General features: G+C 61.8%; 8 protein-coding genes and 1 CRISPR repeat array. All 8 genes read right to left on the bottom strand.

From position 1 onward, the window contains the following. Positions 1-25: 25 nt before the first annotated feature. The 8 genes from MLP_RS05600 to MLP_RS05560 all read right to left on the bottom strand — a co-directional run bounded on the left by MLP_RS05600 (position 26) and on the right by MLP_RS05560 (position 7,945). On the bottom strand, positions 26-574 hold the full coding sequence (locus tag MLP_RS05600) for a hypothetical protein (RefSeq protein ID WP_041789759.1): 549 nt from the start codon (positions 572-574) through the stop codon (positions 26-28). Between the two features lie 256 nt (positions 575-830). Then, positions 831-1,259, bottom strand: coding sequence for a hypothetical protein (locus MLP_RS05595; protein WP_041789758.1), 429 nt, complete (start codon positions 1,257-1,259; stop codon positions 831-833). Continuing rightward, a complete protein-coding gene (locus MLP_RS05590; protein WP_013862043.1) occupies positions 1,253-1,696 on the bottom strand; it encodes a hypothetical protein in 444 nt (147 codons plus the stop codon). Before MLP_RS05590 ends, MLP_RS05595 begins: the two co-directional genes overlap by 7 nt. Continuing rightward, entirely contained in the window at positions 1,693-3,156 is a 1,464-nt protein-coding gene (locus MLP_RS05585) for an RAMP superfamily CRISPR-associated protein (protein ID WP_041789757.1), read from the bottom strand. Before MLP_RS05585 ends, MLP_RS05590 begins: the two co-directional genes overlap by 4 nt. Before the next feature lie 31 nt (positions 3,157-3,187). Next, entirely contained in the window at positions 3,188-4,183 is a 996-nt protein-coding gene (locus MLP_RS05580; protein WP_172641542.1) for a type III-B CRISPR module-associated Cmr3 family protein, read from the bottom strand. Positions 4,184-4,206: 23 nt separating this feature from the next. Then, a complete protein-coding gene (locus tag MLP_RS05575) occupies positions 4,207-4,770 on the bottom strand; it encodes a hypothetical protein (protein ID WP_013862040.1) in 564 nt (187 codons plus the stop codon). Further along, positions 4,767-6,155: a Cas10/Cmr2 second palm domain-containing protein gene (locus MLP_RS05570; RefSeq protein WP_013862039.1), complete on the bottom strand. Its 1,389-nt coding sequence runs from the start codon at positions 6,153-6,155 to the stop codon at positions 4,767-4,769. Before MLP_RS05570 ends, MLP_RS05575 begins: the two co-directional genes overlap by 4 nt. After that, a complete protein-coding gene (locus MLP_RS05560) occupies positions 6,155-7,945 on the bottom strand; it encodes a hypothetical protein (protein ID WP_156821048.1) in 1,791 nt (596 codons plus the stop codon). The genes MLP_RS05570 and MLP_RS05560 overlap by 1 nt, the downstream gene beginning before the upstream one ends. Before the next feature lie 1,095 nt (positions 7,946-9,040). Beyond that, positions 9,041-13,631: a CRISPR direct-repeat array (repeat unit 37 nt; unit sequence GTTTCTATTCGCTCATTCGCGAGATGCGGTCGCTGAC). Positions 13,632-13,789 lie beyond the last annotated feature (158 nt).

Below are 13,789 nucleotides of genomic sequence, written 5' to 3'. Positions count from 1 at the left end.
GGCCCAACTCCGATCTTCTGCTCCCTTATCGAGATCCGACGCGATATCCGCGGTGAAGCGAATCCCAGCCGAGGTCGAGTCCGGGAATAGTCAGATGCTCTGCTCTAGCTGACGGCTGGATCAAGGGCCAGAGGTGGGCTGGCCACTGGGACTTGGTCAGATCTGCGACCTGAATCCCGATACCGAGCCCGACCTCCTGCGGCACGAGCATGCCAATCAGGTTGACACCATCCGGGTCGGCCGTGCGGGCTATCCATCTGACTATTTCGGAAGTAAGACTCGGGTAGTCGGTCCAGGGATGGATCGCCGACTTGGGAAGGCAGCGCCATTCGTGCAGGACTGCGCTGCCGGGGAGGCCAAGTGGCTGGCCCGACCAGTTAGCGACATTCAGAGTGACCGGCTCTCCGTCTTTGTCTGGGCTCAACCCTGCCCACTCTTTGTCATGCAATCGGACCAACAGAATGTTGATCGGAGCCGCATCAGTCACATTGGTTCCGTCGAAGCTCACCTCCGCGTCGATCGGGTTGGCTGGGTCAGCGCCCGCGAGCCGCAATCCTGTGGCACGATCACGCATCACCGTTCTACGGGGCCTTTCAGGGGCAGGAGTCGGAGCGAATGAGTAGACAGGCTGACTCCAGTCAGGCATGTCGATGCTCTTGGTTCTGCCTGTGCTCGGCCGCTGACGGATGGCGATCGGCAGATTGCGCTGCTGCGCACGTGTGCGGGCAGTCCACGCGATTGCCACCGGATACCAGGCCCAGCAGACGATGGAGTTCGGCGTACGCGGGTCATCGTTCGCCATAACACTGCGAAAGGAGATGACCAAATCGTCAACTGCATTGCTCCAGCGGTCGGCGCCGTCGGTGAGTGGCCACCGCCACGACGAGAGTCCAGTCGGACCCGCAACCTCGAGGACATCCGCGAACTGCGTTCGCCCCCTCGATCATGTAGGCGTTCTTGTCGTCAGGCGTCCACGTCTCCGCAGGCGAGTCGACGACGTACGACGTTCCTCGTTGCGACAGAAGAAAGCTGCGTCGCTTGCTGAGCCATCCGTATCCCACCAAAGCCACCCCGGCGATGACGGCTAGGCCGACCGTCACCCACAGGCGGATGGTGAAGTCCAACGTCCCGCGGACGCCTGCGAACAGGTTCTCCACGACACCCAGAGCGGCACCGGTGAAGGCCGTGAAGACCGCCAGACAGATGTTGGCATACCGTCCCAACTGCCGGAGATGCTCACCTCCACCGGTTCTCACCACGGGTCCGCTGTATCGAGCGGCATCCGCCGCAGAAACGTCAGCGTCGATGGCCCGCCGACCCGGTAGCGTAACCAACCCAGACTGTGTTCGGTCGAGACAACGGCGGCCCGTTTCGCACCAGGAGTTGCCGGCTGGGGCGTCGTCGGCGAAAGGATCAACCCTGTGACCAGCACTGTCTGCGCTGTCGGCCGCGGAATGAGTCTCCAAAGGACAGGTGCGGGCCCAGTTCCCCAGGCATGAATCCGGGTGGTGACGGGCATGTCGGCCGGCCAGGCCGAGGCGGCGCACTCGACGATGCCGGCCGTTCCTAGCCACACGCCCTCACTGTCCGTGAGCAACTCCACCGCCTTTGGCCAGGTGCACCAGCCGTAGGTCGCCAACTCCACGCCGCACTCCGATGGTCTGACGCTGACCGCGGCGTCCTGCTCGGTCGTCATCGCTGCCCTACCTCCGCTCCCTCGACTCGGGGGACGCCGCCCAACCAACCGGCCGGGATGGCGGGAAGCACACCGTGATCGGCGACCTTCAGCGTTCCGTACCCCCTGGTGGTGGAGTTTCCGAGACCAATCAGCCCAGCATCAATATCACGCAGAACCAGGCTCAGCAGCGCGCGGGCCCAAGCCGGAACCGGCGGGCGACCAGGTGTCTGTTCGACCACCATCGTGAGTTGGGCGCCTGGCGCCCACGCCTTACGCTTGAAGAACTTCGCATCGGCCGCGCCGCCGGTGAAACGGTCGATTGGCGCATGGCTCAACGTGATTGGACTACCCTCGACAACGGAGTCCGAGAATCGGATCAGTCCTTGAGCGCCAGCCCGACCAGCCGGATCAGTCGGTCTGGGCACCCAGCCGAACAGTTCGCAGGTGGCACACCGGCCACACGTCCCTACCGATGACTCGCACACCTCGGCGACACCGCACGAGCGCAGGATGTACTCGGCTCGGGCGCGGAACAGGCCCCGCCAGGAAGAGCCGGGCACGATGTCCAGCGTCGTGGCGAGATTATCGTGCGTTCCATCGGACGATGCGACGGGCGAAACAAGCAGCGGATCCACGCACTTCAGGGGCACGTCGATGCTCCAGCGCTCACCCTGAGACCTGGTGCTCAGCTGCAGTTCCCCAACGGGTACCGGCTGACGTGTCGCCGACCTCAGCAGTCCGAGCGTGTCCGAGCTGCTAAGCAGCTGTTGAATCGGCAACGGATCGGCCCATCGGAGGGTGATGCCCGCGATCTGGCAGCGACCTGACCCGACACAGGTCTGGCCACCGATGAAGGGCTTCCACGCTCCCAGCGCACGTGAGAGATCATCGATAACCTGCCGAGCCGCGGTCGGACCTGTGGTGACTGCGGCGGTCCCCCATTCGCTCAGCACAGCGTCCAGAATCGCCAGATCGATCTGCAGCAGCACCTCAATGGTCGCGCCCAAGAGTTGGCCGCGACGGAACAGCTTGTTCGGCTCTGCCGCCCCACGCTCACGACTGATCGCGGTCCGGGCCATACCGTCGCTCACCTCGCCGGCGGTCAACTGCGAACTCACCAACCGGAGCGCACTCGGACGAAGCATCCGTGCCCCGGTTCCATCGATCTCCTCCGGGTCGGAGCCACAAAGTAGATCGGCCAGAGTCGCCTGACGTTTGGTTGTCCGAGCAACAGGCTCGGTCGAGCTGATCGAGCGGAACCGCAGTTCCCGCGCCGCCAACAGGCGATAGTCAGCCAGATGCGCTCGCAGAGCTCCGAAGATCGAGGTGCCCCGCACGATCGGCTGATCAAAGGGATCCTGAGCGACCGGGATATCGACCGCAACCTCGTCTGGGTGCTTTTCCGACAAGACGCGACTGATCCGATCGAGAATGTCGGCTCCCACCGGATCGCCCACCGTCAAAGGCTCGACTGCCATCAGTCGAAAGCTGATGGCGGCAAACCTCGGGCTACGCATCGGCGCTCTCCAAAAGGGTTGACAGGCTGGCCCAACCACAGCCTTCGCCAGTTCGGATACCGAGATCGTGGACGATCGTTGGCACGGTGATCGGCTCATCGACCTCAACGCGGACGTAGAAGCAGCTATGTGCGACGACGGCGATGTCCTCCGGCTTAGGCCGATTCGCCATGGTGTGCCATCCGGAAGAGGTCGTCCAGCGAGTGAAAGCGCGCTCGACAGTGATCCCCGCCGTCTCTGGTAGCTGAAACGACCACCGAAGATCATGCGTCGTCGGCCGATTCACGGCGCAACCGAACTCGTCCACGAACACGCCAGGTGTCAACATCTCGACCCGCAGCCGGCTCTTCCCTGGCGAGATAGCGAGGGAGGGCGGGGCGTACGGCACAACATCAGCGATCGCGAGCCGTCCCGCCACGCTGGTGGCCGCACCGATCCGCAACACCTGTCCCGTCTTCGCCAACTCCTTGACGCGACCAGCGGCGAGAGCGACGAGTGCCCGACTGCCCGTGTTCAGCCCTTCGCGCTCGTACAGGTGGTCATCCTTCGCCTGCTCGCGCTCGTTGAGTTCGACCCGGGTAGCGGACAGCACCTCCGCACCGCGTGGAAGGACTCGATTTCCCTTGGACGGCTCCAGCGGCCCGCGGCAGACGCGGCATTCGGTGGCGTCCCAGGGGAGTCCTTCTATCGGAACGCCTGGGTCGTTCGGTTTGCAGAGCTTGCAGATCTTGCGGTCGAGTGCCGCCGCACCCGCAGTCCACTGTAAGGACGGTCCGCTCACCCCGGCATCCCAGCTCACCACCGCGTCGCTGCACGAGATCGTGGCGATCAGACTGTCGAAGTCCGCTTGGCTGGCGCTCGGATGCGCGCGCCACCAGGCTGCGCTCAAGGCTCCGCGGACGGCCGAGCCTGGCACGTACTTTCGCGTTTCCGCACTGAATCCCGAGCCTCGACCGACACCCAGATGCATCGTTTGCTTAGGATCCATGACGATCATGTGCAATCCGTTGGTCACCGCAGTTCCTCCCCTCGTTCCGCGAGCCGGTCGAGCGGCTCAATGGGGCGGATGGTGACCGCACCCATGCCGCGGTTTCGCCAGGAGCCGAGGGCGGTCACTGCGTAGCTGGCCGCCTGGATCGCGAGCACATGCTGATCGAGCGTCGATGCGTCCAGCACACGAATCTGCTCAACACAGAAGGTCACGGTCTGCTCGGTGCGGTGCCAGTATTCCTCGCTGAAGGTGAGCGCCTCCGCCAACGCGACGCCAGATGTCGGATCGACACGATTGCGCACGCGGACCTGCCGTACGAAGGCATCACTTGGTCCCGCGTCTGTCCATGCCCAGGCACCTTGCTTCGAGGCTTCACCGTCCTCACCCGATCGGCCGTAGATTGCGTTCACCAGGGCGTCGGGGATCTCGAGCACCTGAACGCTTGCGGCCCGCATGGCTCCCTTCAGCGACGAAGCCGGCAATGGCGCGTCGATCCGCGCGACGGAGTCGACTCCACCACGCGCCAGCCCGCTGCGCACCAGAAACGGCTGATGGAACCGCACCGAGAACGTGATCGTCTTCATTGGTCACCATCCACAGCAAGCTGGTCACGACGACGCGGCGGGGCCCACCAACGGGCCAGGTCCAACATGTCTTGGAACTCGTCCAACGTCAGGTCCAGGTCGGCGAGCACAGAGCCGAGCCGGTTGAACTCACGCCGGAAGAACACCATCAGGTCCGCAGCGTCGACCTCGGCTGCCGCGGCCTCGGCAATGATCCGCTCCCAGCCCGAGCGCTGGCTCGCCGGCAATCCGGACACCAAATCCAGCACCTGCCGTCGATCGCGCAACCATGCCAAGTCACAGATCTTGGCGTCCTCCCCACCCGGGTGAGTCAGGTCAGCCCACCCGATGGCAGCTTGTCCATGTCGGGCCCGCTTGGCGTCACGCATCGCTTCGTCGGCTGCTGAAATGGCTGCCTCAATCGGCGATTTCACATGGCTGAAGACGATCCCGGCTGTCAGCGAGAGGCTCTCGTATCCGCTGACCTGCTGCGCGAACCCGGTCAGGAGCGTCTCGGTGAAGGTCCAGCCCAGTTGCGCTGGCACAGTGATGAGTGCGTCGTCCGCGGCGAGCACGGTGACGACTGCGGGCAGGGACTTATCTCGGCAATAGGGCAGCAGAGACACCAGCGCGTCTCGTCCAGCACCGCGGATGGCCGAGTCCAGATCCTTGCTTGTGGTCTGTGCCGCCGTCCGGTCGCCGATGGACTCGAAGAGCTTCCCGACGCCGTTGCCGTCCGCATAGATCGTGGCGAGGTGGTTGCGCTTCGCGTGCGGATCGACCGGAAGCCGCGCCAGCCCGGTCAGATCAGTTACCGCTGTCAGACTGAGATGCGCCCGGTGATTGACCTCCGCGAGGACCCGTTCCTCAGGCGTGGGCGCGTCGCTCGTCGTCTGAGCCTTGCCCGCCTGATCGCGACGCCGACAGTCCCCGCAGGTATCGCCGGTGATCACCTCACCGAGCCCACACGACTTGCATCGCTTGGAGAACGGCGTGTCCCTTGGGGGAGGCAGATAGTCGAGTACACCCGAGACGCCCTCGGCTGTTTCGCCACGTCGGGCGGCGTCGAGCAAGGTGAAGGCGGTCGAGTAGGTGTCGGCCAACGCCCATGATGCGCGCAGATACGCGTACGGCAGCTGTGCTCGCATCCGCTCGATGGCTGCTCCGGCACGATCGGCGGCTTCAGCGCCGGAGAGGGTCCCGATGCTCCTCAAGTGAGCCACTCCCTCGACGTGATACGACTCGGGATTCGGCTCCAGCCCGAGGTCGAGATAGGAGGCTGCGGCCGCGTTCGCGACCATGCGAGATGCCCCGCGACGCTTCCGGAGTTGACCTTCCGCGGCACCGCTGGTTCGGGTGATGTACTCCTGGATCCGAACGACACCGACATCGATGTACGCGGGCATCAGCGTCCGTCCTCCAGCCAGGGGCGTTTCACCGTGACATCGACTGCGTCAGGAGCCGGCAAGCTAACCAGGAGTGGAGGCTTCTGGACGGATTTCTGGCCGTTGCCCAGCGCGACCTTCTTCGTTCCGGGGGCCCCAGACGAGAGCTGCCAGAAGTTGAACTGGAACTTCGCACCAGGGACGTCGTCGGGAGGGTAGTCGACAAGGTTCGGTGGCACCCAGTCCACCGCTGTCAGAGCGAGCAGCGCGCTCCATCGGGCGCGCGTCGCCGAATCGAGAATCTCGTTGACGAACTGCTCGACATACGGCGCGACGGATGAAGCTCGAACAGGCTCGTCAGTGGTCGTGTAGCGCTCCTCCCCGGATGCCATGACCATTGCCTCGTGGTGATCGTCCGAAGTGGGCCAGACCGGCTGGTCGTCCTCGTCATAGAGGGAGAGATGAGGCATCACCGCACCGAGTCCAACACCCTTGCCCTTACCGAGGTGAAGTCCGAGTGTCGACTCCAGCACGGCGCCGAGGGCGGACTCACCCTGGCCATCGATCAGCCGCGCCCGCAGGTCGGGTGCGCGCAACAGATTGGGGTCGAGGCTCACCAGCAAAGATCCCAACTGAACCGGAGTCAGATTGTCGAACCATACCGGGAAGGTGACGGTTGCTCCTGGCGGAGTCAACTTGTGGTAGCTCGTCATGTGCGGATTCGAATTGTCACCCGTGAGATGACGCTCGCCGGGACTCGTAGTCCAGTAGAACTTGCGGCCGGCGATCTGCCGAGGTGTGGGCTGGTCCGCAGCAGATCCCCACTCACGTAGTGGACGCTGCTTCTCAGCCGCCTGCTTCCCCGTCCACTTTCCGTTTCGCAGGTAGAACTGGCCTGCACTGGGTCGGGGCGCACCTAACTCACGCATGTGCACTGGAATCGGGTCGACCTCGCTCACGATCGCAAGCCCAAATCGCACATGTCCTCGGTAGGCGGCGACGCGCGCCTTGTCGTTCGACCTGTCCATGCGCTCCTCGACCATGCCGAAGAGCCGGCAGCTCGGGCAGAGATCGCCCGGATCCGAGCAGGGCTCGTATCCGGCGCTTACGCCAGGTGAGTTGCTGGAAACCCCGATCCTGTCCTTGACCCTTCCAGTGCCCGGTGAACGCCAGAGCACCGAGCGGGATATCTTCGCGACTTCATCGTGGTCGAGCTCCACCCAAACCACTTGCCCTTGAGTGATCTCCTCGGTTGTCTCCTGACGTGTCCCGATGCCCGGGACTGCGAGCCGCAGCTCCTCGCCCCGACGATGCTTGACCACGTCGCCGGCGTCGTGCGCGGACTGGCGATAGCCTTTGCGGGCCGCCTCGCTCAGCGAGCGCCGATCGGTCGAGACACGGGCAAACGGCAAATGGTATGGATGCTGGTTGGGCCCAGGGTTCCGTCGGCGTAAACCCACCGCCTCGGTCACGATGGTTCGCCAATGGTCCTGATTGCAGGTGCCCGGCTGCGCCACACACCGCACTGGCACGCTTCCGCTCACCCATTCCATACGCGACCGAGGCCCCAGATACTGGAGCGTCGTCGTGGCTAGATCGAAGTGGAAGAGCTGTCCGGAGTCGATTGCACCCGCGGCCAACTTCCGGGCCTCGATCCAAACGGCGGCGTGCTCCTCGCCACCGTTGTGGATCGGATGGCAGAGGAGCACCTCGTCAGCCGCAGGCCCGTCAACGACTGCCATCCGCCATCGGCCGGGCTCCTGCGCTTGAGCCAGGTCCCGGTGGACAGGCGCATAGTTGAGATCCACCACGCGTAGACAGCTGTCGGTCAGTGCCTCGTGGAAAGCCCGGACCGCACCCGCCAGCTGACTACCCGCCAGCGTGTGCTCGCCGTCTATGACCATCGGGGCAAATGCGTTGTCAGGATCTCGGCCAGTCCCGGAGCCCGACAGCGCCAACGACGTGTGGGCGGTCCACCGAACATAGACCTGGCCACTCAATCTGCCGTCCGCCAGTCCGAGATGACCGGTTGGCTCTCGCCGCTTCGGGCCAGATCCAAGCGGAACGAAGTTGTACGGATTCACGAAGGCGTCACGCCCCGCGAAGTGACTGTGATGCTGCTTTCGCCAGCGTCGTGGAGCGCGTGCGGTGATCCTCGGGGCAAGGAAGCCCAATGCGTCCTCGAACTGCCACGACGGGTCATCGGCGCTGGCCGCTTCCCACACCCATACTGGTGCCGATGCCAGGGTTTGCGACTCAAGCGCGACCCCCTCAGGGACCGCAAGGCGACGAACTCCGGCGATCGCCGCGCTCGCCCGCCACTCGTCACCTTTGCTCTCCAGCCTCGAGACTCGCTCCGCAGGCACAAAGGCGGCCGAATCTATGATCAGGCCCTCCATCGGCGACTTGACGGCGTGCCCGTCCGCAATCATCTCCACGTTCGCCGCCACGCAGCCATGACTCAGCCATTCCTCCGGCACATCGCCATCAAGAACCTGAATCGACGCTCCGCCAAGTCCACCGCGCCATGGAAACACGAGCCATGATGCGCCCTCTGGACGGGCAAGGACCCAACCCTCGTAGGAGAACTCACCCTCGCCATCACAAGCTGAACACCAATCACACCGCAAACCGCACCTCCGGGCAGGAATCCAAGAAGAGGCTACACCTTCCCTATGTGAGCATCGTGATCGCATAGCTGGCATGTCGTTGAGACCACCGGTGGGAACGATCCTTGCCCCGGCCGACAACAACAGAATGTCAGCCTCTAACCCTCACACGATCCAATCCCAGGTTCACTAGCTATTTACGACCCCCTCTTACCCTGGACACCTTCCCATTCTCTTAATCGCATGATGCATCCACGACGCAAGCCAGCAGTAGGCCGGCACGAGCCCCCGCGAAGAGCTTCTATTCGCTCATTCGCGAGATGCGGTCACTGACTGCCCGCTGATGTGGGCCCCGCCTGCCAAGCGGCTGTTTCTATTCGCTCATTCGCGAGATCCGGTCACTGACCTGACTTGCCACGCCCGACGTCCCGCGGACAAGGCGTCATGTTTCTATTCGCTCATTCGCGAAATGCGATCACTGGAACCGTCGCCGCGGCAGCCCTAATCTCCGTGACTCTCGTGGCGTCTCTATTCACTCATTCGCGAGATGCGGTCACTGACCGGCAAGTTGGCGGTGGTGGCGCGGCTCAGGCTACTCCGGCGGCCCAGACCGCTCCAGTTTCTATTCGCTCATTCGCGAGATGCGGTCGGTGACAGAAGGACCCGGAGGTCCGGCACGCTCGTGCGGTACGGCAGCTGTTTCTATTCGCTCATTCGCGAGATGCGGTCGGTGACCCCCGATGCCCAAGAAGCCCTATGTGTGGGGTTTCTGGTTTCTATTCGCTCATTCGCGAGATGCGGTCGGTGACGCACCCGTACCACGCAGGACTCCTCCGGAGTCCAGTTTCTATTCGCTCATTCGCGAGATGCGGTCGCTGACACTGGCGAGCCTTCAATGCAGTCGGCGTCGTAGAGAGCCGGTTTCTATTCGCTCATTCGCGAGATGCGGTCGCTGACCTGATCCGCCTGCAGAACGGCACCAGCCTGCCGTACATCGTTTCTATTCGCTCATTCGCGAGATGCGGTCGCTGACAACGCCGCTCTAGCCCTACCGTCCAGGCCGGGGGTCTCGTTTCTATTCGCTCATTCGCGAGATGCGGTCGCTGACGAACTCCTCCAGCCGTACGCTGATCCAGCGGTACGGGGTTTCTATTCGCTCATTCGCGAGATGCGGTCGCTGACATGTTGCTTCTGGACGCGATCATTCTGCTGTGTTTCTATTCGCTCATTCGCGCGATGCGGTCGCTGACCAGGAGTTGGAGACGGCCCACCGCGAGCGTCGCGTTTCTATTCGCTCATTCGCGAGATGCGGTCGCTGACGGCTCAGCCTGGGCTGGACACCGGTCGGCGACGTCGTGTTTCTATTCGCTCATTCGCGAGATGCGGTCGCTGACACCACCAGAACCTCTGGAAAGGTCGCGCGAAGACGATCGTTTCTATTCGCTCATTCGCGAGATGCGGTCGCTGACGCAACTGCGGCACGAAAAGGACGAGTTCAACCAACGCGTCACGTTTCTATTCGCTCATTCGCGAGATGCGGTCGCTGACAGCACCTGAAGGACCCCACCCCTGGCTGGGGGCGTTTCTATTCGCTCATTCGCGAGATGCGGTCGCTGACCACATGTTTGGCTGGCCCCTGGTGTGACCGTTTGCCGTTTCTATTCGCTCATTCGCGAGATGCGGTCGCTGACCCCAAAGGTTGGGGAGGCTATAAGTATCCCGCAACGTTTCTATTCGCTCATTCGCGAGATGCGGTCGCTGACAGCTCAGGACGGGAATCGGCAACGGCACTCTGACCTACGTTTCTATTCGCTCATTCGCGAGATGCGGTCGCTGACCAGAACTTGTCGACTGCGGCCGACAACTTCGAGAGTTTCTATTCGCTCATTCGCGAGATGCGGTCGCTGACGGCAGGCCATCGCCAAGGCGGCTCGGTCCTCGTGTTTCTATTCGCTCATTCGCGAGATGCGGTCGCTGACCCAACCTGTCACTGTGTGGGCGATCCAGAATCGTTTCTATTCGCTCATTCGCGAGATGCGGTCGCTGACTTGAGAGACCATATCGCCCAACAAGCGGTATGGTCTGTTTCTATTCGCTCATTCGCGAGATGCGGTCGCTGACATGCAACGCCCTGAAGATCGCCGAAGCGGCAGGCATCGTTTCTATTCGCTCATTCGCGAGATGCGGTCGCTGACTGATCAAGCACAGTCTCGTTCCTCAGCGCATGAATGGTTTCTATTCGCTCATTCGCGAGATGCGGTCGCTGACTACAGGGACATCGATGGAGGGATGGCCGTCTGCGAGGCAAGCTGTTTCTATTCGCTCATTCGCGAGATGCGGTCGCTGACCACATGAAAAACCAACTCATTTGACAACAAAGTTTCTATTCGCTCATTCGCGAGATGCGGTCGCTGACATCTCAAGCTGGTCTGGTGTCATCTCACCGGATCGTTTCTATTCGCTCATTCGCGAGATGCGGTCGCTGACTGTCCAGCATTGCCTGATGGCGTCTTGAACAGTTTCTATTCGCTCATTCGCGAGATGCGGTCGCTGACCACAACATCGACATCATCCACGCCGACCCAATACTCGGACGTTTCTATTCGCTCATTCGCGAGATGCGGTCGCTGACGAGACCGCCCCAGTGGTCGAGGGAACAGTCGTCGACTGAGTTTCTATTCGCTCATTCGCGAGATGCGGTCGCTGACCGGTACCGAACTGGTCAGGTCAAACGACTGAGTTTCTATTCGCTCATTCGCGAGATGCGGTCGCTGACCACCTCAAAAGATCAAGCCCCATAATAGACCAGGTTTCTATTCGCTCATTCGCGAGATGCGGTCGCTGACGCGCCACTGACGGCGAGCGCCGCTGTCAGCTGCCGTTTCTATTCGCTCATTCGCGAGATGCGGTCGCTGACCGTACTCGTGAGATCGACGGTGTGGTGGTTTCCGGTTTCTATTCGCTCATTCGCGAGATGCGGTCGCTGACGGATCGACGTCACCGTGTACGGAGGCTGGTAGATTGTTTCTATTCGCTCATTCGCGAGATGCGGTCGCTGACTATTTATCGATTGGTAGGCACGGCTTTGCTTGAGTTTCTATTCGCTCATTCGCGAGATGCGGTCGCTGACACTGTACAGCGCTTACGCTGTTGCATGCGTTGACGACCCGTTTCTATTCGCTCATTCGCGAGATGCGGTCGCTGACATGCGACATATACAGCAACCCAACCAGCACGTTTCTATTCGCTCATTCGCGAGATGCGGTCGCTGACCGGTACACGCCGGATGGCCGGGCCAGGCTGGCCCAGCGGGTTTCTATTCGCTCATTCGCGAGATGCGGTCGCTGACCATAAGGCCACAAGAGTAGCCATTCTTGGCGACGGTTTCTATTCGCTCATTCGCGAGATGCGGTCGCTGACGCGCAGAGGACCACTCAGGTACGCCAATGGGGTTTCTATTCGCTCATTCGCGAGATGCGGTCGCTGACAGAGGCTGAGACCTCCTCGGCCCCTAAGGCTGATCCGACCACGTTTCTATTCGCTCATTCGCGAGATGCGGTCGCTGACGAGCATCCTTTCTACAGAAGGAGCTCTGCGTTGCTTCGTTTCTATTCGCTCATTCGCGAGATGCGGTCGCTGACCTTTCGGGCGCGATCGGCTCTACCGACCTGGTTTCTATTCGCTCATTCGCGAGATGCGGTCGCTGACTCGGCTACGGCATCCGCCAAGGCCAACGCGTCGAGCGTTTCTATTCGCTCATTCGCGAGATGCGGTCGCTGACGTGCACGCCACATACTGGGGCAACCCCGTCAAGGTTTCTATTCGCTCATTCGCGAGATGCGGTCGCTGACCCAACCCCATCTGAAGGGTTGCTGCCGCCGCCGCAAACGTTTCTATTCGCTCATTCGCGAGATGCGGTCGCTGACCAAGCCTGAGGGCACAGTGACCGTCGCGGTCGATGGCTGCAGTTTCTATTCGCTCATTCGCGAGATGCGGTCGCTGACGTCCAGCTCGACGAGCCCCAGCCAGGAGCCGTCGAGTTTCTATTCGCTCATTCGCGAGATGCGGTCGCTGACGCCTCTGATGGCTGTGTTACCGGCATGTTCGTCAGGTTTCTATTCGCTCATTCGCGAGATGCGGTCGCTGACTCTCGCGCAACACGTGCAAGAAGGTGGCGGACTCAGCAAGTTTCTATTCGCTCATTCGCGAGATGCGGTCGCTGACGACTTCATCATGATGGCCATCGCCGTTACGGTCATGTTTCTATTCGCTCATTCGCGAGATGCGGTCGCTGACTTTCGTCTCCTTGGAGGCAACTGCGCGACGCGAGTTTCTATTCGCTCATTCGCGAGATGCGGTCGCTGACGGATCGTACACTCTCGGACGCGTCGAAGACTCGGAAGTTTCTATTCGCTCATTCGCGAGATGCGGTCGCTGACGTTCCTCCCTATCACGGAGGGCTACAAAGACGTAGTCCTTGTGTTTCTATTCGCTCATTCGCGAGATGCGGTCGCTGACGGTCACCGTCAAGGAGCCGGTAACGCCGGCACGTCGTTTCTATTCGCTCATTCGCGAGATGCGGTCGCTGACGTTCGGAAAAGACGGAAAGGCCAACAAGGTGACCTTTTTGTTTCTATTCGCTCATTCGCGAGATGCGGTCGCTGACAGTTCGTCGCAGAGCAGGCGAAGCGTGACCCGCTCACGTTTCTATTCGCTCATTCGCGAGATGCGGTCGCTGACCCCGCTCGCAGAAGCGGTTCGCCAATGTGCAGACCGTGTTTCTATTCGCTCATTCGCGAGATGCGGTCGCTGACTGGGAGGAACGGCAGTAGGGGCAGACCAAACCCTAAGGTTTCTATTCGCTCATTCGCGAGATGCGGTCGCTGACCCCAGCGGTAGAAACAGGCCGCTGACTAGGAGCGTTGCGCGCCCTTCGCACACCCCCTTTCCGCTGACTTGCCAAACAATGTCACTCACGCCGTTCTACCCTGTATCGCACCTAGTCAGGTGCCATACACACGGATAGGCCGCCGTGTCCTTCCGCCA

The organism is Microlunatus phosphovorus NM-1 (assembly GCF_000270245.1).
GTDB classification, from domain to species: Bacteria; Actinomycetota; Actinomycetes; order Propionibacteriales; family Propionibacteriaceae; genus Microlunatus; species Microlunatus phosphovorus.
The sequence above is the reverse complement of the archived record's forward strand: the minus strand, read 5'-3'. Positions and strand labels throughout refer to the sequence as shown.